Raw genomic sequence first — 24,492 nt, 5'->3', positions numbered from 1 at the left:
CGATGGCTTTCTTGAGGGCAGTTCAAGTGGAGATGTTGAAGGTCCGGAAGTCTAAGATGATTTGGATTACCTTAGCGGTCTTTACGATGGCACCCATGATGGCAGGGTTTTTTATCTTTGTATTAAAGAACCCTGAGCTTGCAAAAAGTTCAGGATTGATTGGAGACAAAGCCCAGATTTTCGGTGTGGCAGATTGGCCCGCCTATCTGAATATGCTGGCACAGATTATTGCTGTGGGAGGGATTCTGGTATTCGGCTTTGTGACAAGCTGGGTATTTGGCAGAGAATACGCAGATCGGACCATCAAGGATCTCTTGACCTTGCCTACACATCGAATGATTATCATCCTGGCAAAATTTTTAGCTGTCATGTTAACGAATTTATTGCTGAGCGTCTATGTAATCCTGCTTGGGGTGAGCATCGGTTTCTTTATCCAGCTGCCACAATGGTCTTGGGAGATGGCTTGGGACAAAGGATTTGTATTGCTGGCTACTGCTCTTCTGACCTTGGCGCTCAGCACTCCGCCTGCTTTTTTGGCTTGCTATGGAAGAGGGTATTTAGCGCCCATCGGCTTTATCCTTTTCATGGTGGTGATCGCCCAAGTTATTGCGGCAGCCGGCTATGGAGCTTTTTTCCCTTGGGCCGTTCCAGCCATATTCAGCGGAATGGCTGGAACGGAGACAGCACTTGGAGCCGGCAGTTTCTTATTGGTTTTTTTAACGGGTTTCATCGGCTTGGCAGCTGCCGTTTTGTGGTGGTTGTACGCAGACCAGCATTGAAACGTTAAAGTTGGCAAAAAGGGGTATGAAACATACAAGAGGTGATGATATGGATGAGTTAGCAGAAACGGCCATTGATCAGATTGAAAAGGTATTTGGCATTTATCCAGGCTACCGGCGAGCCCATGCCAGAGGAAAAAGCTACAAGGCGATTTTTACAGCAACAGGCTCGGCCGCCCAGTTGACGACAGCACCGCATCTTCAACAAGGAACGAGCCGCGCATTTGTGCGCTTTTCACATTTTTCTCCAGATCCGACATGGGCTGATGCCATGTCGCCGGTCAAAGGAATGGCAGTCCAATTCGGTTTGCCGAACGGGGAAGCCACTAATATTGTTGGTGTCACGTCTCCTATTTTCTTTGCTAAAACACCCGAAATTTTTACGGAGATGCTTGGTGTTGTCAAATCGTTCAAGAAAGGAAAACCTAGCTTAAAGGAGCTTGCTGGTTTATTGGCTGATTATCCCGAAAGCGGGGCAATGATCGACAACATCCGGAAAATGCAGGCACCTGCTAGTTTTGCCACTGGCCAGTACCATTCGATTCATGCGTTTTATTTTATCAATCAAGACGGCCAGCGTCAGCCGGTAAAATATTTGTGGGAACCGGAAGAAGGGGTGGAGACATTATCACCGCTTGATGTGGTTGCCTTGCCGGTCGGTTTTTTTGAAGCGGATATAGAAGACAGAATCGCAAAAGGTCCGGTGAACTTCCGCCTGGATATAATTTTGGGCGAGCCGGGGGACCCCACTGAGGATCCGACAAAAGAGTGGCCGAAAAACCGGAAGAAAATAACGATCGGCTATTTGGCGATAACTGAAGAAGCGCCGGAAGCAGAACGGATTGTCTTCGATCCTACACGTGTAACGGATGGCATTGAATGTTCGGAAGACCGGATTCTTAACTTCCGCCACGATGCCTACAAAATTTCCCATCAGCGCAGAATGTCTGAAACGTAAAAGACGCACAGCCTATAGAATTGGGCTGTGCGTTGAGCTTGTAGACAAAAGGATATATACGTCATTGTCTTTCTACTGGATCCTGCGCTCCAGCCGGACGCTTTCCGCGGGCTCGCGCCGAACTAACTCGGACTATCGCCCGAGTGGATTTCGGCACTTCGCTGTTCCCGCAGGAGTCGCCGCCTTACGCTCTGGATCCTTGAGTGAAGGGTTTACTAGATTTGTTGGGACTATTTTTTTCTGGAACAGACTAGTAGGCTTCTTTCTTTAATTGAAGCGACACACACCTAACCGCGCTGGCCACGAAGATTCCTGTGGGACAGCTAAAGCTGAGTCCAGGGAAAACGAAGTGGCCGGACCGGTTGAGGGTTATAAACTGCTATTCATTTTGGGTAGACATTGTCTACAGTCTGAACGCACAGCCCATAGAATTGGGCTGTACGTTTTTAGATCGTTTTCGGCCGTTTCCGCTTTTCTTTATTGTCCAGACTCCAACGGCCAACTCCTCGGGTCATAAGCCACTCTGGCTGTGCGGCTGAAAACACGCCGCTTCGCCAGATCGTCTTATGCCTGTCGGAGCTGAACGGCCGTTTCCGCTTTTCTTTAGTAAAGTTTCCCTTGTCGGTAAATCACGGTCGACAATCGCATGACCGCATGGATAAAGCAGTTTTGGCGCAGGGCATATGGATCTCCGTAATATTGCGGGAGCATCATATCCATCGTTTCCTGCATCTTTTCAATCAATAGCCGGTAAACTTCTGCTTCTGTATAGAACTGGGTTTCGCGCCCTTGCAGCCATTCGAAATAAGAGACGATAACCCCGCCGGCATTTGCCAGGATATCGGGGATGATGACAACTCCTTTTTCACTCAGGTATTCATCGGCTTCGGCTGTTGTCGGTGCATTCGCACCTTCAATAATGATCCGTGCCTGGATCTCTTTCATATTGTCTTCGCGGATCTGGTTTTCCAGCGCTGCCAGGAGCAGCACATCGACAGGCAAGGTGACGAGAGTGTCCCGTTCCTTTATTTCGGCTTTAATGCTGGCGCTTTGCAGATGCTCTTCGGTCGATGGCAAATCGCCGCGATTGGTTTTGGTGAATTCAATCAAAGCGGGAATATCCAAACCGTCCTCATTATATAGAGTGACGTTGCGGTCACTGACAGCTACAATCTTATGATCGATCAAAGGACATTTATAGGCTTCAAGGGCAGCAACAGCGCCCACGTTTCCGAAGCCCTGAACAGCCATCTTCAATGGACGGTCGTATAATTCCAAAGTCGTTTTGGCAAAAGGATTATTGCTGTTGGCCAGCAGCTGTTCGTTTGCTTTTACGTAATCATGGAGCAAATAGCGGAACGTAAAGTAAACACCTTTCCCGGTCGCTTCCCGTCTTCCGAGAGAACCGCCATTTACAACACTTTTACCGGTGAAACTTCCAAGATAAGGGGTGCCGTGGTGGACTCTCTTGTACTCCGTCATCATCCAGTCCATTTCACGTTCGCCAGAACCCATGTCGGGTGCAGGAATGTCTTTGTCAGGACCGATAACATCTGCAAAATAACGGACATATTTTCGAGAAATGAGATTCAGCTCTTTTTCTGAGTATTCGCGTGGATTGAGGACAATGCCACCTTTTCCGCCGCCAAACGGTACTTTATGCAAGGCGTTTTTCAAAGTCATCAAGAATGCGAGATTGATGACTTCTTCTTCATTGACACTTTCGTGAAAACGGATTCCGCCTTTATAAGGACCCATCGCATCGTTGTGCTGTGCACGATAAGAGGCGATCCGCACCACCCTTCCATCATCCAGAGGAACCCTGAGGAAAGCTTTATGTAGTTTATCGGGGGTGGAAAGAATCGAACTCAGCGAAGCGAAAGCCTGTTTCCGATCCGTCAAATCGGGCAGGAACGAATCATTTTCAAGCAATGCATCCAATGATTCCTGGATGATTTTTTTGGTTTCTTTCTGCATATCCGGAACACCTCCAAGTGTATTGTCTAGTTATCCTATACCCGGTCACTTTCTACATTAATCCATAAGAAAAGCCGGCTTCAGGAATGTTCCCGAAGCCGGCTGTTGTTTATTTTTTATGTTTCATCAATTGCAATTCCAGATTCAGTGCTTTGAATAACGCAATCACCATCAGGATCATCACGAAAGAGAAAGGCAATGCCGCAATGATGATGGTGTTCTGCACTGCCGTTAAGCCGCCGACAGATAACAGGATAGCCGCCACCATCGACTGTGCGATTCCCCATAGGACCTTGATTTGATTGCTTGGCACCAATGAGCCGTGCGTTGACTGCATCCCTAACACAAAAGTGGCTGAGTCAGCAGATGTGATGAAGAAAGTCGTCACGAGCAGAATAGCTATGATCGACATGACGAAGCCAAGAGGCATCTCGTTGAACGTTGCGAACAATATTTGTTCCGTAGGGAAAGCGGTTAAGTCAATGCCGCTTTTTTGGAAATTGATTGCCGTGGAGCCGAAAGTCGCGTACCAGATGCCGGCAAAGGCGCTTGGAACAAGGACAACGCCGACCAAGAACTCACGTATGGTACGGCCTTTGGAGATGCGGGCGATAAACATACTGACGAATGGTGCCCATGAAATCCACCAAGCCCAATAGAAGATGGTCCAGCCGTCAAGCCAACTGCGGTTTTCTGCATTCAGTGGAGCAGATTGGAAGCTTAAACTGATTAAATTCTGGATGTATGCACCGAAGGTTTCGGTGAACATATTCAAGATCAACAGAGTTGGACCCAATATCAGAACCAGCACCAACAAAACGACTGCCAAAATCATATTGATATTGGACAGGTATTTGATGCCCTTGTTCAATCCGGACCATGCGGAAATGATGAACAGAATGGTCACGGCGCCGATGATCAGCATCTGCACCCAATATTCCTGGGGGGCACCGAATAAATAAGAAAGGCCTCCATTAATTGAAGCAGCACCAAAGCCGAGTGAAGTTGCTACACCAAAAACTGTAGCAAAAACTGCGAGCACGTCAACAAGTGTTCCTAAAGGACCGTTCATCTTGTCGCCGAAAATCGGCTTCAATGTTGAGGAAATTAATGCAGGTTCGCCTTTTCTGAATTGGAAAAAGGCTAACGACAGAGCGACCATTCCATACATTGTCCAAATATGGATGCCCCAGTGGTAATAAGAGCGCTGCAATGCTTCTTTGAACGCTTCATCGGATCCGAGTTCAGCTGTCGCTGATTGAATAGCAAAATGGGATAAGGGTTCTGAGGCGCCATAAAATACGAGGCCAATTCCCATTCCCGCTGAAAACAGCATGGAAATCCAGCTGAATGTCGAAAATTCCGGACGATCCGAATCTCTGCCAAGACGGATTTTTCCGTATGGGCTGACCATGATGATGGCGACAAGAATCAGCAAAATGGCCATGATCATTAAGTAATACCAACCGAATGCTGTAGTGATATAGTTACGGATATTTCCAGTGGCAGTTTCAAAAGTTTCAGGCGCGATAACGCCGAATGCGACAGTTAAGATTACCAGTACAAATGTGATGTAAAAGACTTTCGAAGCTTTCTTCATAATTCCTCCTGAAGTAATTTTTTTAACATAGTTGTTAAGGTTACCTAAAAGCTTCATCATAGTCAACCTAAGAAAAAAACATGTGGGTTGTTAAGTGTCCCATTCCTTCATTTGTTCTTCTTCTGTCACGACCCTCAGGTCATCACCGGTTATCGTCAATACTTGGTAATCTGATTTCTCTGCATAACGCTCGGCTTCTTTTTTGATGAATTTAGGCGAGCCATCGGTTTCTTCATCATAGATGATCAGAATGCCATCAGAATTACGCAGGAAGAATTTGTTTTTTTCGATGAACTGCCAAGGAGCTTCATAGGGCTTGCTGGTCAAGCTGCGATGAAAATCAGCTTTATCAAGTATCAGCCGATAATTTTCCTGCTTTGTTTCGTTCCATCTTTTTTCCTGTTCCAGAAATGGCGTGAGTACGGCATACTTCAATTCGGGAAATTCTTCCTTCATCTCCAAAACCACTTCTGCAGCCCAGGTTTCAACACCAAGCTGTCCGCTTAAAATAACCCATTCCAATCCTTCATCCAACAAAGCGCGAAATCGATTTTCCAAAGCTTTTTTTATAAACCGGATTCCCGGATTCTTTTCATCGAATATGCCCAGTTCATGTTGTTTATAACCGGTGACCACTAGCCGTTTCAACAATTTAACCACTCCTTTTCAAGGATTTGCAATCTTAGTCTACCGTATAGAGGATGGATTGAATACCCGATTCCGAGTAATTGGAAGAAACTAAAGTGAGAGAGTGCTTGGCAGGATAGCATCAAATAAAAACCAGGGATCACGTAATGCGGAAGATGTCTGAATGATTAATTTATTTGTAGGAGATGTGATAAAATACGTGGCATGCAGCAAAGTTCAACCAGCAACCAAAGGAGTGGATAAAATGGTCAGCTTAGAGGATGTGAAAAAGGCCCAGAAGGAAATCCGCGATACGATCCAGCAAACACCTATTTTAACATCGTCACTTCTCGATGAGCGCTGTGGAATGCAGGTTTTCTTAAAAGCCGAACATCTGCAGAAGACCGGCTCTTTCAAAATACGTGGAGCCACGCATGCCGTGAAGCAGGCACTGGCAGGCGGTGCCTGCTTTATCACGGCAGCATCGTCCGGCAATCACGGTCAGGCGGTGGCCTATATTGCAGGTCAGCTGGGCATCCCGGCAGTGATTGTCGTGCCCGAAGATGCCAACCGCGCCAAAGTGGAAGCAATCAAAGCCTATGGGGCCAAAGTGGAGTATTGCGGGTTGGCGTCAGCTGATCGGATACCGAGAGCCAAGCAATTGGCAGAAGACAATGGAGGCTTCTATATTCCACCGTATGATCATCCCGCTGTCATCGCTGGCCAGGGGACTATTGGGCTGGAGATTTTGGAACAACTGCAGGATGTGGATGTCATCGTCGTGCCAGTTGGCGGGGGCGGCCTGATTGGCGGAATTTTGTCTGCAGTGAAAAGGAGTAAGCCAGAAGTCAGAGTGATTGGTGTTGAACCGGACACCGCTGATGATACTTTCCAGTCACTTCAACAAGGGAGAATCACCTCCATCTCCAGCACCTCCACCATCGCGGACGGTTTGCGCACTTCGCAACCGGGTGATTTGACCTTTCCCATTTTGAAAGCCCATTTGGATGAGCTGGTCCTGGTTTCTGAAGGGGAGATAAAAGAGGCGTTCCAATTTTTACTGGAACGGACAAAGCAACTCGTAGAACCTTCTGGTGCAACGGCCCTGGCCGCTGTGATGGCAGGCAAAGCCGGCAAAGCAAATGACAAAGTGGCAGTCGTCCTATCGGGAGGAAATGTCGACCTGCATCAGATTCCCCTATTCTTGAAAAATTGATTGCCTAGATGACCGTCAAGTACAAAGCCGGCAAAAGGATAGAAGGATAGCGATGCTGAAAAATTCGATAAAGAAACGACAGGCAGGCTGATCGAGTGCTTAAGGGGATGGCTCAGCCTGTTTTTATTCTATTAAACGCTCCTTGCATTCTATGATTGAAAACGTTACCATAAATTTAAGTATTCTGAACATACTAACTAGTTAGTATGAAATTTACATCATCAGTCAGGAGGATGGAAGATGAACGTAATGGATTTATTCAAGTTGGACGGTAAGACGGCAATTGTAACAGGTGGAGGTCGTGGTCTTGGAGCAATGATGGCAGAGGCTTTTGCGGAAGCAGGAGCAAATGTCGTATTGTGTTCACGAAAGGTGGAAGCCTGCCAGGAGATGGCGGATAAGTTGGAACAAATGGGTGTTGGCACACTGGCGCTGGCCTGCGATGTCACCAATCCCGATGATGTGGAGAACGTTGTTCAAAAAACACTCGAGAAATTCGGCTCTATCGATGTTTTGGTCAATAATTCCGGGGCTTCATGGGGAGCACCGGTTGTCGACATGCCGCTGGATGCATGGAAAAAGGTCATGGACGTTAATGTAACAGGCACCTTCCTGATGAGCCGCGCAGCAGGGAAAATTATGATTGAACAAAAGAGCGGGAAAATAATCAATATTTCATCGGTGGCAGGGTTTGGGGGAATCGATCCGATGCTGATGGATGCTATCGGCTACAACACCAGCAAAGGGGCGGTCAATACTTTCACAAAAGATCTGGCCGCAAAATGGGGGCAGTATAACATTAATGTGAATGCTATTGCCCCTGGGTTCTTTCCGACCAAATTGTCGAAAGGGGTAATAGAAAAAGGACAAGAAGGCCTTTTAGCTCAAACCCCTTTAAATCGCTTTGGGACAGAAGAGGACTTGAAAGGAACGGCCTTGTTCTTGGCATCCAAAGCCTCTGACTATATAACCGGGGATGTCATTCTAGTCGACGGCGGGATGCACGCTCTGTAAACAACCGGGAAACGAATGGCGGGGAATAACCATGAAAGAAAAAATTAAACAGAAAAGCATTCTCTTATTTGAAAAACAAGGGTTCAGTGAAACGTCCATCCAGGACATTGTCGAAGCTTTGGGAGTCACAAAAGGAACTTTCTACTATTATTTTACAAGCAAAGAGCAGCTGCTGATGGCTATCCATTTAGGATATATCGACGATTTGCTGGAACGTCAAGAAATCATCCGCCAAAAGCAGCTCAGCAATCGTGAAAAACTGGCTCAGCTCATCGCTTTATTAATTGCAGATATTGCAAATCACGGCCCAAGTGGAAAAGTGTTCTTCAGGGAAATGCGCCACCTTTGCGAAGACAATGCACTGGAAGTAAAGGGGAAACGTGAAAAATTCCGGAAGAATCTAGAGGGAATTATAAACGATGGCATCGTTCAAAATGAATTTCGGAAGGAGCTTGAACCGGATATCATCGCTTTTGCCATCTTAGGTGTTACAAATTGGAGTTACCAGTGGTTTAATCCATCTGGAGGAATTTCAGCTGATCGGCTTGCTGACATATACAGCGATTTGATTCTTAACGGCATTGTTTAATGTGCAGAGGAGGAAAGGGAAATGATACATGAAATCCCAGTGAAAGTACGCTTTAGTGAAACAGACGCATTGGGCCATATCAGCAATATCAGCTACTTTATTTATCTGGAAGAAGCAAGGACTGAGTTTTTTGCGGATTTAGGTTTTGGACGCGACATCAATAATTGGAAAATCATTCTGGCTTCAGCTTCCTGTGATTTTGTCAGTCAGGGATATTACAATCAAAAATTAGTTGTCCAAACGGCAGTCAGCAGAATCGGCAACTCAAGTTTTCAAGTAGTACATGAGATCAAAGATGCGGAAAGTGGGGAACTGGTAGCAAAAGGACAGGCAAGTGCGGTTCATTTTAATTTCAAGACCCAAAAAAGCGAAGCTTTGCCGGAAGCCAACCGCCAGCTGCTTGAAAAGCATCTACTCAAGGAGGCGAGCCCTCATGGAAACTAAAATCTCAGGATACAAAGGAGCGGCTTTTTTGTACCAGCCGTCCGATGGCTTTTTCACACCGGAAGATTTTACCGATGAACATCAATTGATTGCCAAAACTGCCAAGCGCTTTCTCGAGAAGGAAGTGCGGCCAAACAACGAAGCCATCGAAAATCAAAATTTCGGATTGGTCAAGGAGCTGCTTGGAAAAGCGGGAGACTTGGGTTTGCTCGGCCACAGTATTCCGGAAGCATACGGCGGCCTTGGCCTGGACAAAATCAGCAAAGGGCTGGTTGGGGAGTCGCTGGGCTCAGCTGGAGGCTATGGTGTGGCGCATTCCAATCATACGTGCATCGCGACTTTGCCGATCACTTATTTCGGAACGCCGCAGCAAAAAGAGAAGTACTTGCCGAAGTTGGCTTCAGGCGAATTTATCGGAGCTTATTGCCTGACAGAACCGGGAGCGGGATCTGATGCGCTTTCTGCAAAAACAACAGCCAAACTAAATGAGGCAGGTACTCATTACCTGTTGAATGGAACAAAGATGTTCATCACGAATGCGGCTTTTTCCGATACGTTCATCGTTTACGCAAAAGTGGATGGCACGGCCTTCACGGCTTTTATTGTGGAAAAAGATCATCCCGGCCTGTCGCTCGGACCTGAGGAACAGAAGATGGGCATTAAAGGTTCTTCGACGCGTTCCGTCATTTTTGAGGATTGCCAAGTACCGGTCGAAAACCTGCTTGGTGAAATCGGGAAGGGCCACGTCATCGCGTTGAATGTCTTGAATCTGGGTCGCTATAACTTGGGGTCTGCCTGCATGGGTGCGGCAAAATATGGGCTGGAGCTGGCATTGAAATACACCAGTGAGCGCCGCCAATTCGGCAAAGCAATTGCTGAATTTACAGCGACACAGGAAAAATTGGCTGATATGGCTATCCGCATCTATGCATCCGAATCACTGCAATACCGGACTGCCGGGTACCTGGAAGATGCACTGGGCGGCCTTTATGAATCGGAAGATAAGAGTCTGATCGCCAAACAGCTGATGGAATACGCAGCCGAATGCGCAGTCTGCAAAGTGCACGGCTCGGAAACGCTGGATTTTGTAGCGGACGAAGCGCTTCAATTGCACGGAGGCTACGGCTTTATCAAAGAGTACAAAGTGGAACAAATGTACCGGGATTCAAGGATCAACCGAATTTTTGAAGGCACCAATGAAGTGAACCGCTTGCTGATTCCTGGAAACCTGTTGAAGCAAGCGGCTAAAGGGAAGCTCCCGTTGCCGCAGCTGACAGCAACGGCTATCGAAGAAATGAAGGCTCCTGCGGCTATGGGCGACTCACCTATTTCCCGGGAAATAGAAGCCGTACAGGCGGTTCGCCGGATTTTCCTGTTCTGTACCGGTGTTGCCTATGAAACATACGGCACTGAATTGGGCGAAGAGCAGGAAACATTGATGGCATTAGCTGATATCGCCATCGCTTTGTATGCACTGGAATCGGCGGTGATGAGAACGGCGAAAGCCATCAGAACAGGTGAATACGCTCAGAAAGTGCTGATGGCGCAGGCGTTGGCCGGTGATACATTGCTGGAAGTGGAGATGGCGGCCCGCAAAATGATGCAGGCGGCTTCTGCTGAAGATCAGCTGGCACGCAATACAGCAGCTGTAACAAACGAATTGAGCCGGCTGCAACGCGGCGGCATAGACAAAGTAAAACGGCAGATTGCAAAAAATCTATTGAATGCGGAACAATATATTTGTTAGGGGGAATTAGAGATGAAAGTTATAAAATTCGAAGAATATGGTGGGCCTGAGGTCCTGCAATTCGTAGAAGCTGAAAAACCGGAGCCGGCAGCTACAGAAGCCATCATTGAAGTAAAGGCGATTGGCATCAATTACGCGGACACAGCAAGGCGGGAAGGGAAATATGTAGTGCCGACAGAACTGCCTTATATTCCAGGGTCAGAAGTGGCTGGCGTGATTGTTGAAATAGGTGAAAATGTGGATAAATTTAAAGTGGGCGATCGCGTCGTCGCGCTGATCGGCTCTGCAGGCTATGCGGAATATGCCGCCGTGGACCAAAGTGTTTTGACGGAAGTTCCGGAAGGCGTCGATTTTGACCAGGCTGTGGCACTGCCGCTGCAAGGTTTGAGCGCTTATCATATCTTGAAAACGATGGGCCGTCTCGAAAAAGGAGAAACAGTGCTGATTCATGCTGCTGCAGGTGGTGTCGGTGCGATTGCCGTACAATTAGCCAAGATTTTTGGTGCCGGAAAAATCATCGCCACAGCCAGCACAGAAGAAAAACTGTTTCATGCACAAAAAATGGGTGCAACCCATTTGGTCAATTACACCGAAGAAGGCTGGGTCGATAAAGTGAAAGCTATCACTGACGGCAAAGGCGTGGACCTGGCGCTCGAAATGGTCGGCGGCGAAGTGTTCAATAAAACAATACAATGTTTGGCACCGTTTGGACGGCTTGTCATATTCGGGGCGGCGAGCGGAGAACAAGCCATTTTTAATCCCGGCCAGTTAATGCGCAAGAATCAGTCGGTCATCGGCTTTTTCCTGCCCCAAATCATGCGCTATCCCGAATTGTTCCAACGAAGCTTCGGCGAATTATTAGCCTATATGAAGAGTGGAGAGTTGATTTTGACGATTGGTGGGACTTATCCGCTTGCAGAAGCAGCGAAAGCGCATCATTCACTGCAGGGACGGAAAACTATCGGCAAACTGGTCTTGAAACCGTGAAGCAGCAGTTGCCGAAAGAAGGTAGTGAAGCAGCGGCTATGCTGGGGAAACTTGGAGTGGAAGCGGTTCGGATTGATCTGCCCTTCCGTTTAAATCATGTAAACTGCTTTATGGCAGAAAATGAACGAGGTTGGACGGTTATTGATGCGGGATTGAACAATGACCAAACGAGAGCCTTATGGGATCAAAAACTGGATGATAAAAAAGTTACTGATCTGCTGGTGACTCATTATCACCCGGATCATTTTGGCTACGTGGGCGGATTGCAGGAAAAAACAGGTGCAAAAGTCTGGATGACGGAAATAGATGCGCAAGCAGGAATGGCCTCATGGGCAGATCCTTTTTTGGAAAGCATTCCTGGAAACTACCGGGCTTCGGGAATTCCTGAAGAGCAATCGGTGCAGATGGCAAAGAATACAGAAGAATTCAAGCCGCTTGTTTCACCTTTGCCGAAAATTGGGGAGCATTTGTCAGAAGGGGATCTTGTCCAGATTGGCCGTTTCGAATACCAGGTCATTGTTACACCCGGACATTCAGATGGCATGATTTGTTTTTACAATAAAGAACAAAGGACGCTGTTCTCTGCCGATCATATCCTGCCGAAAATCACACCCAATATTTCGTACTGGTTTCACGGGGATCCCGATCCATTAGCTTCATATCAGAATTCGTTGAAGAAAGTCAGGGAATTGGATGCTGAACTGGTCATCCCGTCACACGGGAAACCGTTTTACGGTGCCAATCAGCGAATTGATGAACTTTTAGCTCATCACGATGAGCGGCTCGATGAAACACTTGAGGCCATCAGGAAGCCAACGAGTATTTTTAAAGCATGCGAAAATTTATTCCATCGGCCGTTGACCGTCCATGAAATGCGTTTTGCGGTTGGAGAAACGTTGGCGCATCTGGAAAACCTGCGCCATAAAAAAGAATGTGTGCGTGAAATGGTGGACGGTATTTGGCTCTATGAAAAAGTATAGAAGAGGGTGAAGAGATGAAGATTTTGATTGTGGGTGCAGGTGCAATCGGCGGCTATTTTGGCGGCCGCTTATTGGAAAAGGGAGAGGATGTCACTTTTTTGGTGAGAGAAGGCAGAAAGGAGAAGCTGCAGCAAGCCGGTTTGAAAATCCAAAGCAAGCATGGCAATCTGCAGCTGAAGCCCAAACTGATAACCAAAGAAGAACAGAGTCCGCCGTTTGATGTCGTTTTGATTTCCACTAAATCTTATCAGCTAGCAAATGCGATAGAAGATGTACAGCCGTTTGTCGGTCCGGAAACGATGATTCTTCCTCTATTGAATGGCATGGCACATTTGCAGCCATTGACTGAAGCATTCGGAGAAGAACGAGTCATTGGCGGCTTATGCTTTGTCGAAACGACTTTAGCGGAAGACGGAACAATCGTTCAGACAAGTCCCATCCATCAATTGGTATACGGAGAACGGACAGGCAAGCAGACAGAGCGTATTAGGAAATTGGAAAGATCCTTTACAGGAACCAAAGCGGAATTTATCAAGAGCGATAACATCGATCAGGAAATGTGGCATAAGTATTTGTTCATCACGGCGATGTCCGGAATTACTTCAATGATGGAAACGCCTATCGGACCGATACGGGATCTTGAAACAGGGCAGCACACGATTCAGGCATTTTTGGAAGAGCTTGCAGCCATCATGGAAAAAATAGATGCACCGATCCAATCCGGAATTGTTGAAATACAATTAGAACGGATCAACAGTATGGATTCGGAAATGAAGTCTTCCATGCAGCGGGATATCGAAAAAATGCAGCCTACAGAAGCCGAGCATCTACAGGGCTATTTGCTTGCACGGGCCAAAGAAATGAAGATGCAGGTTCCTGTCCTAGAAATCATCTATACAAAGCTACAGCTATACGAACAAAAACTGAATATGAACGGCTAACTTTTGACTGCCGGTCGAGATGTTCTCATTCGGCTCATCTCGACCGATTCAAAATAAAAATTTATCAGAATATTTACTTTATTATGTTACTCCTCTATGATTGACATACAAGCGACTTACAATGCTTGCAAAAAATAGCAAAGGGGTTGGGGATGTGAACGCGATTGCGTTGGCTGCCATTGGAATTTTTATATTTATACTGGGATACCGCTTTTATTCAAAATTTATAGCAGAGAAGATATTCAGGCTCGATCCGAATTACGTCACACCGGCACATCGCTTTAAAGACGGTGTAGATTTTGTACCAACCAATAAATTCGTATTATGGGGACATCATTTCACTTCCGTCGCGGGAGCCGCGCCGATCTTGGGGCCGGCCATTGCCGTGTATTGGGGTTGGTTGCCTGCCGTATTATGGGTAGTGCTCGGAACCGTTTTTGCTGCCGGTGTCCATGATTTCGGGACATTGGTGCTGTCCGTACGAAACAAAGGGCAATCCGTCGGAACGCTTGCGCACCGTCTGATCGGCCAGCGCGGAAAGATCTTGTTCCTGTTTATTATTTTAATCCTCGTGCTGATGGTCAATGCGGTATTCGCCTGGGTCATCGCCAATCTATTCATCTCGTACCCTGCCAGCGTCATTCCGGTATTTATCCAGATTCCATTAGCGATTTGGATTGGCCACGCAGTATACAAGAAAAACAAGAAAATGCTGGTTCCTTCAATCTTAGCATTGGCAGTCATGTACATAACTGCTGTAGTTGCCAGCCAAGTAGGCTTTATGCAGATTGATCTGGTTCAATATATGGGCGGTGAAGATGGAAGCGGGCTATTCGGTCTTGGCGCGATTTCGACAGCCTTCTTTATCTGGATTATCGTATTGATGATCTACGTCTACATCGCTTCCACTTTGCCAGTATGGAAATTGCTTCAGCCGCGCGATTTTATCAACTCTCATCAATTGATTGTTGGATTAGGCATTCTTTACCTTGGGTTATTGTTCACCAACCCTGAAATTACGGCACCTGCAACCAACCCGGATGCCGACATTTCCTGGTTCCCGCTATTGTTCATTACGATTGCTTGTGGTGCTATCTCCGGTTTCCATGGACTGGTTTCTTCCGGTACTTCATCAAAACAGCTGGATAAAGAAACCGATGCCCGTTTTGTCGGTTATTTAGGCGCAGTGGGTGAAGGGGTTTTGGCTTTGATTTCGATCATTGCTGTTATCACGCTGTTCCCTGACCGCGAGTCATTCTTTGCAACTTACAGCAGTTTCCAGGCTTCCAACGGAGCCGGATTAGGCGCATTTATCGAAGGGGCCACTAATTTGGCGCAAGGTTTGCTGATTCCGCCGGAAGTTGCTTCAACGATTGTCTCTATTATTGTCGTGTCATTTGCAGCCACCACTTTGGATACTTCAGTCCGCTTGATGCGCTACATCATTTCGGAATTGGGTGTCGAGTACAAGATTCCATCACTTGAGAAAAAACATGTCGCTACGACAATTGCTGTCGGAGCCAGTGCTGCACTGGTTCTTCTTCCTGAAGGACCTAACGGATTCGGCTCAGGCGGATACTTGTTATGGCCATTATTCGGGACAGCCAATCAACTGCTCGCCGGCATCAGTTTGCTGCTGATTTCCATCTGGCTGCGGAAACTTGGCCGAAATTACATGATCACGATCATACCGATGATCTTCCTGATGTTCATGACGCTTTGGGCCATGTTCCAGCAGGTGTTCCTGCAATGGGCGTGGTACGCGAACCAGCCAAACACGCTGCTCTTTGTCTTTGGCGCCATCATTTTCGTCTTTACGCTGTGGATTATCCTGACAGCAATCCAAGCATTGCTGAAGAAAACAGACCCCAATTTCTCAGGGGACGAATAACAGTAAATTCAATCAGTGGAGAACGCATCCCACAGGTAGGATAAAATAAGAAGGCGGCCAAGGGATCATGCATTTTATGATCCCTTCCGTTTTTATTGGAAAGAGGTGCTGATATGTTGGTGTTCGATAAATTAAAACAATTGATTGCTTTTTATGAAGCCGTCCTTGAATTGCCGCATCGCACTGAAATTGCACGTGAACTTCGGGACGAGGATGATCTCTTTCTCTTAATGCTCTATTCAGAGATGCTGGGGATCCCCAATCCTGTTTATTACTATACTCTGGAATTGTATCCGTACATGATTGAAGAGTTCCATGACTGGCATCTGCGAATGGGCATGGATAAATCACCATTAACCGGCATTCGTTGCTGTTAGTTTCATTAGGAATGAGGGAATAGAATGGATGTACTGTCGAAAAGCATCATTTTTGTCGGAGGAAAAGGCGGTGTCGGGAAATCGACATCAGCGGCGGCCATTGCTTGGAAGTCTGCGGAAAATGGCAATAAAACTTTATTGATTTCAACAGATCCCGCCCATAATGTGGGAGACATTTTCAACCAAAAAATCGGCGGGAAAATTAAAGCGATTGCTGACAATTTATATGCTCTTGAGATTGATCCGGAAATTGAAACGGATAATTATATAAAAACAGTAAAAGCCAATATCAAAGGTACGGTCCATTCCAGTATGATGGAAGAAGTGAACCGGCAATTGGATACAGCTAAAGCTTCTCCAGGTGCAGATGAAGCCGCATTATTCGATAAGCTGATCCACATCATTCTGGAAGAGCGGCAGAATTTCGATAAGCTGGTGTTCGATACTGCTCCGACTGGGCACACGATCCGCCTGCTTACGCTTCCGGAATTGATGGGTGTCTGGATTGAAGGATTGCTTGAAAAACGTCGGAAGACCAATGAAAATTACACGCAGCTCTTGAACGATGGCGAGCCGCGGGAAGACCCGATTTATGATGTGTTGAGAGAACGGCAGGAGCGCTTTTCAAAAGCACGGGACCTCTTGCTGGATGAGCAGGAAACAGGGTTTATTTTTGTGCTGAATCCAGAACGCCTGCCGATTTTGGAAACAAAAAAAGCCTTGGATTTGCTGCATAATTACCACCTGCATGTGAATACCCTGATCATCAATAAAATATTGCCGGAAGAGGCGGACGGTGAATTTTTAATGGAACGGAAAAAACACGAGAAGAAGTACCTGCAGCAGATTAAAGAAACTTTTCCAAACCAAAAATTGGTCTACGTCCCACTTTTTTCGCAGGATATCATCAGCAAGGCGCAATTGGAGTTATTCAGTGAATATTTTCAGGAAGGGTGAATAGAGTGAAAGCATTTGTAATAGAATCCGGTGAATTGAAAGTGAAAGAAATGGATGAACCTCAAGCAAAACCGGGAGAAGTTATCGTATCCTTACGGGCAGCAGGCGTAAACCGCAGAGATTTAGGCTTGATCAAACGTTACGGGGATAAGCCGGAAGCTTTGATCATCGGATCTGACGGAGCGGGTATAGTGGAATCGGTGGGCGATGATGTAATCGACTTTGCCTACGGAGACGAAGTGATCATCAATCCCGCTTTGCGTTGGTATACAAACAGTGACGCGCCGCCAGCGGAATTTGATATTTTGGGAATGCCCGACCATGGGACTTTTGCCGAAAAAATTGCGATATCCGCTGAACAACTGGAAAAGAAACCCCGTTATATGAGCTGGGAAGAAGCTGGCAGCTTGGCATTGCCGGCATTGACTGGCTACCGTTCCTTATTTACGAAAGGCCAGCTGAAAAAAGGCGATACCCTGTTTATTCCCGGTGCGGGAAGCGGTGTTGCAACGTTTTTGATTCAGTTCGCGAAAAATGCAGGAGCCAGAGTGATTGTCACTTCCAGAAGTGAAGACAAACGCCAGCAGGCTGAAAAAATTGGAGCTGATTTAGCTATTCCGACTGACAGCGATTGGCCGACAGAATTGGCGGATGAGACCATTGACCTTGTCATTGACAGCGTAGGAGCGGCTACTTTCAACCGTTCGCTCGATGTCTTGAAAAAAGGCGGGCGTATTGTCATTTTTGGAGCAACTACAGAAGATACTGTCGATTTCAATCTTCGCAAGTTCTTTTATGGGCAATATCAATTATTCGGCTCAACGATGGGAAGCCGCGAAGAGTTGCGCTCGATGCTGGCCCATATGGAATCCTTTGATACGAAGCCCGTAATCGATAAAATATTTTCATTGGACCAGGCGCAGGAAGCGTTTGATCATTTAGCTTCCGGCAGCCAATTCGGCAAAGTTGTTTTACGCAACAGTTAATAATAGCTGAAACTTTTCAGCCAGCCATCCGTATATAAAGTATAAGAAAGATTGGACGGGAGGTTTACATGATGGAAAACACAGGGTTGAAAATACTTGTCCATGCCAGTGCGTTTTTTGCTCCGTTTCTTGTGCCGGTGATTGTTTTTCTGATTTCAGAAGACAAAGAAGTGAAGAAGCTGTCAATCCAAGCGCTGCTGTTCCAACTGGCCTTAGGTGTATTGATTTTCATTTCCAGTCTCTTGATTGTGTTTATTATCGGCATCCCAATGCTGATCGTCTTCGGACTGATGGGCATCATCATCCCGATAATGGGAATCATCAGAGCTTTGAACAATGAGCAATTCGATTACCCGATAGTCGGAAGCTGGTACCAATAAAAAAAGCCCCGAGGGGCTTTTTTTATTGGTTGAGCTTGTAGACAAAAGAATATTGATATCATTTAAAGAATGAATTCACATTTTATCCTGTTTATACCGGATTCTGCGCTTCAGGCTGACGCTTTCCGCGGGCTAGCGCAGCGATGCAGGAGCGTATCTTTGCTCTTCCCCGCCTTGCGCTCCGGATCCTTGAGTGAAGGGTTTCCTAAGTTTGGTGGGATTATTTTCCCCTTGAATTGACTAGCAAGCTTCTCTCTTTGATTAAAGCAACATGCCCCAAGCGGGCTGGTCACGAAGACTCCTGTGGAATCAGTGAAAGCTGAAGACCCCGCAGGAACGCAGTGACGAGGAGGCTGAAGCTGAGCCCACGGAAAGCGAAGTGGCCGGACCGGCTGGGTATTACGCACCGCTATACATTTTGGTCAGGCTTTGTCTACAGTCTGACCAATAAAAAAAGAAAACAGCCACTCGCACCTTGTAAATTTAGGGGCGAGTGGCTGTTTTTATTCGAAGATATAAGTTAGGGCTTTGATCGCCTGGTCACAGGTTTCGACTGTGGCATTTGCTTTTCGGGACAATTCCTTTAAGGGATGATGCAATTTCTCCGGGCGGATGATGATGACGGGCTTGCCTGAAGCAAGTGCTGTGCTGGCATCCATCGCGGTATTCCATTGCTTGTACTGTTCGCCGAAAAGGGCAATCACCAAATCAGCTTTGTGCATCAGGACGCCGGTACGCAGGTTATTGAAGCTGGAAGCAGCGTGGTCTTTAGCGATGGCATCATGCTGTGGACCGAGTATGTCTTCACCGATATTGTCAGAACGCTCATGAATCTCCATCGGACCGACAAAATCGATGGGCAAATCTAAGGCGGCTGATTTTTTTTTGATTTCTTCACGCCAGGCGCTATGGATTTCCCCGGCAAGATAAACAGTTAGTCTCATCATTTCACCCTCCAAAAACCATTTCTTCCAGTGTATCATAAGGGCAGGCAGGGTTAAATGATCTGGCGCTCTTTAGGGATTACAGGCATCAGTGAAAGCACATTCTCCATTTTAAAGGTCCGTTTCTTGCCGCGCAGAAAACAATAGGCCTGGAACGAATCTCCGCTGACCTTCAGAATTTTGATGCGGCGTTTGCTGATGCTGCCATCATTGGCCATATACATCATGTCGATAAGTTGCTGATGGCTAAAAGCTTTTAGGATTTGTGCTTTCATGAGTACCCTCCCCTTAATAAGAACGTTTGTTCTTATTATAAAACATAGTCCTGATTAAAACAAGTGTACAGTATCGTGTATAATGGAACGAACATATATTCTTTTGCGACCAAAGAAAGGGGCATTCCGATGAAGTTTTTTCATACCGCTGACTGGCATTTAGGCAAGCTGGTCCAAGGAATTTACATGACAGAAGAACAGCAGTTTGTGCTGGCACAATTCATAGATGCAATAAAAGAAGAACAGCCCGATGCTGTGATCATTGCCGGAGATCTTTATGACCGGGCAGTGCCGCCGACCGACGCTGTAAATTTACTGGATGAGGTGCTGGCGAAAATCGTGTTGGATTTGAAGACGCCGGTCCTGGCAGTAGCGGGGAACCACGACAGCCCCGGAAGATTGAACTTCGGCAGCCGGCTGATGAAGATGAACGAACTCCATATCGCGGGCCATGTCCATAAAGAGCATCAGGCGGTTGTCCTGAACGACCAGTTTGGAGAAGTCCATTTCCACCTGATGCCTTATGCAGATCCGTCGATGGTGCGCTATGCGTTTGAAGACGATGCAATCCGCAGCCATAATGACGCCATGAAGGTCATCACTGAAAACATCAAATCCGCGTATGACACACAAGCCCGCCATGTCTTTGTCGGCCATGCTTTTGTCACGCCCCACGGGGAACAGGAAGAGAATACCAGTGATTCTGAACGTCCGCTGTCGATCGGCGGAGCAGAGCATGTAGATGCCCATCATTTTGAAGGCTTCCATTACACGGCGCTCGGCCATTTGCATAAAGCACATTATGTAAGGAATGAAACCATCCGTTATTCAGGATCCCCTTTAAAATATTCGATTTCGGAAGAGCATCATCAAAAAGGCTTCCACATCGTTGAAATGGATGCAGCAGGAGAGGTTTCGGTAACTAAACGGCTGTTCTTGCCGAGACGCAATATGCGTACCGTTGAAGGCACGATGGATGAAATTCTGCGCCACGAAATCAGCGATGATTTTGTCTTCGTGACTTTATTGGATGATGCTCCTGTACTGTTTCCGATGGAAAAAGTTCGATCGGTCTACCCGAATGCCATGCATGTGGAACGGAAAAACTTTTCAGGAAGCGTATTGCAAAGTGACACGGGCTCACGCCGGAACATGGATTCCCTGTCTTTATTCTATGCTTTTTACGAAGAAGTGAAAGGTGAAAAAGCAACAATTGAAACCGCTGATATTTTCAAGGATGTGCTCCAGGAGTTTCTCCACGAGGAACCTGCTGGAAAAGAAGAGGTGAAGTCATGAGACCGTTAAAACTGAAGATGACCGCATTCGGTCCCTATAAAAACACCGAAGAAATTGATTTTGCCGACTTGCAGGGAAACCAGCTGTTCGTCATTTCAGGCAGCACGGGTTCGGGAAAGACCACTATCTTTGACGGCATCTGTTTTGCTTTATATGGCTCAGCGAGTGGCTCAGACCGCAGTGAATCACGCATCTTGAGAAGCGATTTTGCGGATGACGCGACACATACCTGTGTGGAAATGGAATTTGAAATCCACGGCAAAATCTACCGGATCCTGCGCCAAATGGGCCATGTGAAAAAGGGCAATAAAAGCGCAACCGGGGAACGCTATGAATTCTTTGAACGCAGTGCAGAAGGGGAAAAACCATGCGTGGAACGGCAGATCGTCTCAGAGATCAACCGCCGCGTGGAAGAAATCATCGGCCTGACGCAAAATCAATTCAGCCAAATCGTCATGCTGCCGCAAGGTGAATTCCGTAAACTGCTGACCTCTGAAACGGACAATAAAGAAGAGATTCTCCGGAAAATCTTCAAGACCGAGCCGTATAAGCTGATCAGCGAACGCCTTAAGCAGAAGAAGGATGCAGCAGCGAAAATCTTTGAACGCGAGCAGCATGACTTGAACAGCCTTGTCCAGCGCATCGCCACTTCCTTGCCGGAACGTGATTCTGAGCTGTTTGAAGTATTGGGCCGTGAACATATGAACATCAACCAGGTGCTGGATGGCCTGGGAAAAGAGACTGTTTACTACAAGGATAAGATCAGCCTGGATGAACAAAAGTATCAGGCTGTATATCAGCTCCATACTGATAAAATGACCGCCTACCACGAAGCGAAAAAATGGAATGACCGCTTCGGTGAACTGGATGAAAAGAAAGGCCAGCTTGAACAGCTCGACCAAATGCAACTGGACTATGCAGACAAGGAGAAAGCGTTGCAAGCGGCAGAGCGTGCCAGTTACATTTCGGGGATTGAGAACTTGTTTCATGATTTGCGCACCAATGAAATCGAAAAAAATGAGCTTCTGAAAACTGCTATCCAACAACAAGAGCAATCGGAACAAACAAAGCTTTCTGCTGAGACGATCTTTCTTGCGCAACAGGAACTTCAAGGCGAACGCGACCAATTGCGTGAGCAGCTTGTCTATTTGGAAAAGCTATTGCCTGCAATCGAGGAGTTGGACCAGAAAAAAGATGATCTTGTCCGCCTCGAGAAGAACGTGCAGCAAACTGAAAAGCTCTTGAACCAGGCGGAAGAAGAATTCACCGCCCAAAAAGATGAGAAAAAGCAATTGGATGAAAAAGTTATCGAACTGGAGGCTTTTTTGGAATCGTCTGATGAAACGCAGCAGGAACTGGCAGCTGTAACTGAAAGGAGCCGGGTGACAGATGAGTACATCTCGCTGAAACAACAGGGGCAGCAGCAACAGGCTCTTGTGAAAGAACAAAGCATGGCCTTCGAGCAGGCGGATAGAGCTTATCGCCAACTGGAAGCTCAATGGTTTGCCAACCAGGCACATGTTCTTGCCGGGCAATTGCGCACCGAAGAAGCCTGTCCTGTCTGTGGAAGCCTGGACCATCCTGGAACAGAGTTAAAAATCGAAGGACAGCTGGTATCAAAAGAACAGGTAGAAGCGGCAAAGTTTGATTTTGATGGAGTGGACAGAAGGTACCGCAATGCCTCAGCTAAACTGTTTGCTGTGCAGGAGCAGCTGGAGAACAAAGAGAGAGAATTGGCAAACCTTAAACTGGATGCGGAGCAGGCTGAAGAGCAGGCGCATCAACTGGAACAGGCGAAACGCCAGTTAACAGAGCTGATGAAGAAACAGCAGGCAGGCAAACAGGAACTGCGGAAATGGAAAGAGCAAGTGGCGCTCTGTTCCCAAAAAATCGAGGAACTGGAACAGAATAGACGCGCAATGGCGGAAAGAGTGCAGAAACAGCAGTCTTCCTGCCAAACAGCCAAAGCAGTGTATGAAAACGAACTGGCTGCGGTGCCGGAAGAACTGCGGGAACTGTCCGTCTTGCAGCAGCAGCTGCAGCAGACCATTCTACGCAAACAGCAATTGGAACAAAGCTGGATTAGTGCTCAGGAGCAGTTCCAAAAATCGAAAGAGGGGCTGGCCAGTGCCTTGGTTTCTATGCAGCATGCCAAAGCTACGGCTGAAGAAACAGCTCAGAAGAGAGAAAATGCACAACAGCAATTTAGGGAAGCCTTGGAAAAATCAGCATTTGATTCAGAAAGAGCCTATCAGCAGGCGAAACTGACGGACACGGCCTTCGCGGCATTGAAAAAGGATATCCAGGAATTCAGCCAATCACGCCATACCTTACAGCAGCAAGTCAGTGAGCTGGAGCAATTGCTCACTGCGCAGAGCCGGAAAGATTTGAGCCAGGCAGCTATAGAACTTGCGGAATTGAAAGAGGCTTACGAACAGGCGCTTGCGGAACGCAACCGTTCACAGGATTTTGAACGGGCCGGAGTCCGTTTGATCGACAGTATTCAAAAGGTGATTGGAAAAGCACTCGAAGCTGAGCAAACCCTGAATCGGATTGCGGATCTTCACGACATGATCCGCGGCCAGAACGGCTTGAAGATTTCATTTGAACGCTATCTGCAGATCGAGTATTTAGAGCAGATCATCCTGTCGGCCAATGAACGGCTGAAGAATTTGTCCGACGGGCAGTTCCACTTGATCCGCAGTGACCGCCAGGAAGCGCGCGGCAAACAAAGCGGGCTGGGCTTGGATGTCTACGATGCTTACACCGGGCAGACGCGTGACGTGAAGACCATGTCAGGCGGGGAGAAATTCAATGCTTCGCTATGCCTGGCACTTGGAATGGCGGATGTCATCCAAAGCTTCCAGGGCAATGTCTCGATTGATACGATGTTTATCGATGAAGGCTTTGGTTCACTGGATGAAGAATCACTCAATAAGTCAATTGAAACCTTGATTGACCTGCAAAAATCGGGACGGATGATCGGTGTCATTTCCCATGTGCAGGAATTAAAAGCAGCGATTCCGGCCATATTGGAAGTCGAAAAATCAAAAGAAGGCTATAGCCGGACAAAGTTTCTCATTAAATAAACGGCCCATAGTGGATTCTGACGTTTGAACTCGTTCCGAAAAGTGAATGGTAGGGTAAAGGCCGGCTGACAAAAGCGGCGGCGTATCTTACTTTAGAATCCAAAGAAAAACCAAAGGAGTCAAGAGCATGGAGCATTTCAGTTTTAAAGCAAGGCTAGTCTATTTTAGTGCAATCACTCTAATCAGCTTGGCTTTCTTCGCTCTGCAGCTGACAGCTGTATTGCAAGGCAGTGATGGAATAGGATCTATTATTCTTATGGTCTTATGGGCGCTTATGGCATTATTCGGCATAGCCGGTATAGTTTTCGCCTTGAAAAATCGGAACCGTCAGAAAAGCTGACGGTTTTTTATTGCCATAGAAAAGATGGAATAATGCAGAAATTCCGGAAATAATGAGGTCTGCATGTAATATGATAAAGTTGTAGCATAACAAAGCAA

At 46.9% G+C, this 24,492-nt stretch carries 23 protein-coding genes; 18 read left to right on the top strand and 5 right to left on the bottom strand.

The window, feature by feature from the left end; genetic code table 11:
• Positions 1 to 2: 2 nt before the first annotated feature.
• Both AC1MEO_RS11525 and AC1MEO_RS11520 read left to right on the top strand, forming a co-directional pair.
• Positions 3 to 779, top strand: a complete 777-nt coding sequence (locus tag AC1MEO_RS11525; protein ID WP_480330534.1) for an ABC transporter permease — start codon at positions 3 to 5, stop codon at positions 777 to 779.
• Positions 780 to 828: 49 nt separating this feature from the next.
• Positions 829 to 1,737: a catalase family peroxidase gene (locus AC1MEO_RS11520; protein WP_480330532.1), complete on the top strand. Its 909-nt coding sequence runs from the start codon at positions 829 to 831 to the stop codon at positions 1,735 to 1,737.
• Between the two features lie 603 nt (positions 1,738 to 2,340).
• Here the strand turns inward: AC1MEO_RS11520 and AC1MEO_RS11515 are convergent.
• The 3 genes from AC1MEO_RS11515 to AC1MEO_RS11505 form a co-directional block, all read right to left on the bottom strand.
• A complete protein-coding gene (locus AC1MEO_RS11515) occupies positions 2,341 to 3,714 on the bottom strand; it encodes a Glu/Leu/Phe/Val family dehydrogenase (RefSeq protein ID WP_480330530.1) in 1,374 nt (457 codons plus the stop codon).
• 109 nt (positions 3,715 to 3,823) lie between these two features.
• Positions 3,824 to 5,314, bottom strand: coding sequence for a glycine betaine uptake BCCT transporter (locus tag AC1MEO_RS11510; protein ID WP_480330528.1), 1,491 nt, complete (start codon positions 5,312 to 5,314; stop codon positions 3,824 to 3,826).
• 90 nt (positions 5,315 to 5,404) lie between these two features.
• Complete coding sequence (locus tag AC1MEO_RS11505; protein WP_480330526.1) at positions 5,405 to 5,965, bottom strand: SLOG family protein; 561 nt, start codon at positions 5,963 to 5,965, stop codon at positions 5,405 to 5,407.
• 241 nt (positions 5,966 to 6,206) lie between these two features.
• On the opposite strand from AC1MEO_RS11505, the gene AC1MEO_RS11500 reads away from it, so the two are divergent.
• The 13 genes from AC1MEO_RS11500 to AC1MEO_RS11440 all read left to right on the top strand — a co-directional run bounded on the left by AC1MEO_RS11500 (position 6,207) and on the right by AC1MEO_RS11440 (position 18,450).
• Positions 6,207 to 7,157, top strand: coding sequence for a threonine ammonia-lyase (locus tag AC1MEO_RS11500; protein WP_480330524.1), 951 nt, complete (start codon positions 6,207 to 6,209; stop codon positions 7,155 to 7,157).
• A gap of 240 nt (positions 7,158 to 7,397) precedes the next feature.
• Positions 7,398 to 8,171, top strand: coding sequence for an SDR family oxidoreductase (locus AC1MEO_RS11495; protein ID WP_480330522.1), 774 nt, complete (start codon positions 7,398 to 7,400; stop codon positions 8,169 to 8,171).
• Between the two features lie 31 nt (positions 8,172 to 8,202).
• Positions 8,203 to 8,760 carry a TetR/AcrR family transcriptional regulator gene (locus tag AC1MEO_RS11490; protein ID WP_480330520.1) on the top strand — a complete coding sequence of 186 codons (558 nt, stop codon included), beginning with the start codon at positions 8,203 to 8,205 and terminating at the stop codon, positions 8,758 to 8,760.
• A 21-nt stretch (positions 8,761 to 8,781) separates the two neighbouring features.
• Positions 8,782 to 9,204, top strand: a complete 423-nt coding sequence (locus tag AC1MEO_RS11485; RefSeq protein ID WP_480330518.1) for an acyl-CoA thioesterase — start codon at positions 8,782 to 8,784, stop codon at positions 9,202 to 9,204.
• On the top strand, positions 9,194 to 10,951 hold the full coding sequence (locus tag AC1MEO_RS11480) for an acyl-CoA dehydrogenase family protein (protein WP_480330516.1): 1,758 nt from the start codon (positions 9,194 to 9,196) through the stop codon (positions 10,949 to 10,951). Before AC1MEO_RS11485 ends, AC1MEO_RS11480 begins: the two co-directional genes overlap by 11 nt.
• A gap of 12 nt (positions 10,952 to 10,963) precedes the next feature.
• Positions 10,964 to 11,938, top strand: a complete 975-nt coding sequence (locus AC1MEO_RS11475; RefSeq protein WP_480330514.1) for a quinone oxidoreductase family protein — start codon at positions 10,964 to 10,966, stop codon at positions 11,936 to 11,938.
• Positions 11,939 to 11,946: 8 nt separating this feature from the next.
• Positions 11,947 to 12,918 (top strand): MBL fold metallo-hydrolase, encoded by a 972-nt coding sequence (locus AC1MEO_RS11470; RefSeq protein ID WP_480330512.1) that lies wholly within the window; start codon positions 11,947 to 11,949, stop codon positions 12,916 to 12,918.
• 14 nt (positions 12,919 to 12,932) lie between these two features.
• On the top strand, positions 12,933 to 13,859 hold the full coding sequence (locus AC1MEO_RS11465) for a ketopantoate reductase family protein (RefSeq protein WP_480330510.1): 927 nt from the start codon (positions 12,933 to 12,935) through the stop codon (positions 13,857 to 13,859).
• Between the two features lie 154 nt (positions 13,860 to 14,013).
• A complete protein-coding gene (locus tag AC1MEO_RS11460) occupies positions 14,014 to 15,750 on the top strand; it encodes a carbon starvation CstA family protein (RefSeq protein ID WP_480330508.1) in 1,737 nt (578 codons plus the stop codon).
• A 113-nt stretch (positions 15,751 to 15,863) separates the two neighbouring features.
• On the top strand, positions 15,864 to 16,127 hold the full coding sequence (locus AC1MEO_RS11455; protein ID WP_006829350.1) for a cory-CC-star protein: 264 nt from the start codon (positions 15,864 to 15,866) through the stop codon (positions 16,125 to 16,127).
• A 24-nt stretch (positions 16,128 to 16,151) separates the two neighbouring features.
• Positions 16,152 to 17,084 carry an ArsA family ATPase gene (locus AC1MEO_RS11450; RefSeq protein WP_480330506.1) on the top strand — a complete coding sequence of 311 codons (933 nt, stop codon included), beginning with the start codon at positions 16,152 to 16,154 and terminating at the stop codon, positions 17,082 to 17,084.
• 5 nt (positions 17,085 to 17,089) lie between these two features.
• Positions 17,090 to 18,070 carry a zinc-binding dehydrogenase gene (locus AC1MEO_RS11445; protein ID WP_480330504.1) on the top strand — a complete coding sequence of 327 codons (981 nt, stop codon included), beginning with the start codon at positions 17,090 to 17,092 and terminating at the stop codon, positions 18,068 to 18,070.
• A gap of 71 nt (positions 18,071 to 18,141) precedes the next feature.
• Positions 18,142 to 18,450 carry a magnetosome magnetite crystal formation protein family gene (locus AC1MEO_RS11440; protein WP_480330502.1) on the top strand — a complete coding sequence of 103 codons (309 nt, stop codon included), beginning with the start codon at positions 18,142 to 18,144 and terminating at the stop codon, positions 18,448 to 18,450.
• Positions 18,451 to 18,953: 503 nt separating this feature from the next.
• Here AC1MEO_RS11440 and AC1MEO_RS11435 read toward each other — a convergent pair.
• A complete protein-coding gene (locus AC1MEO_RS11435) occupies positions 18,954 to 19,394 on the bottom strand; it encodes a YtoQ family protein (protein WP_480336087.1) in 441 nt (146 codons plus the stop codon).
• A 53-nt stretch (positions 19,395 to 19,447) separates the two neighbouring features.
• The gene (locus AC1MEO_RS11430) at positions 19,448 to 19,669 is read right to left on the bottom strand and encodes a transcriptional regulator (RefSeq protein WP_480330500.1); all 222 of its coding nucleotides are present in this window, start codon (positions 19,667 to 19,669) and stop codon (positions 19,448 to 19,450) included.
• A 129-nt stretch (positions 19,670 to 19,798) separates the two neighbouring features.
• On the opposite strand from AC1MEO_RS11430, the gene AC1MEO_RS11425 reads away from it, so the two are divergent.
• The 3 genes from AC1MEO_RS11425 to AC1MEO_RS11415 all read left to right on the top strand — a co-directional run bounded on the left by AC1MEO_RS11425 (position 19,799) and on the right by AC1MEO_RS11415 (position 24,394).
• Positions 19,799 to 20,965 (top strand): exonuclease SbcCD subunit D, encoded by a 1,167-nt coding sequence (locus tag AC1MEO_RS11425; RefSeq protein WP_480330498.1) that lies wholly within the window; start codon positions 19,799 to 19,801, stop codon positions 20,963 to 20,965.
• Positions 20,962 to 24,054: an AAA family ATPase gene (locus AC1MEO_RS11420; protein ID WP_480330496.1), complete on the top strand. Its 3,093-nt coding sequence runs from the start codon at positions 20,962 to 20,964 to the stop codon at positions 24,052 to 24,054. Before AC1MEO_RS11425 ends, AC1MEO_RS11420 begins: the two co-directional genes overlap by 4 nt.
• A 127-nt stretch (positions 24,055 to 24,181) precedes the next feature.
• Positions 24,182 to 24,394, top strand: coding sequence for a hypothetical protein (locus AC1MEO_RS11415; RefSeq protein WP_480330494.1), 213 nt, complete (start codon positions 24,182 to 24,184; stop codon positions 24,392 to 24,394).
• Positions 24,395 to 24,492: the final 98 nt, after the last annotated feature.

The organism is Planococcus sp. BI3, from assembly GCF_056680115.1.
Note: the sequence above shows the minus strand (reverse complement) of the source record. Positions and strands in the feature narration are given on the sequence as shown.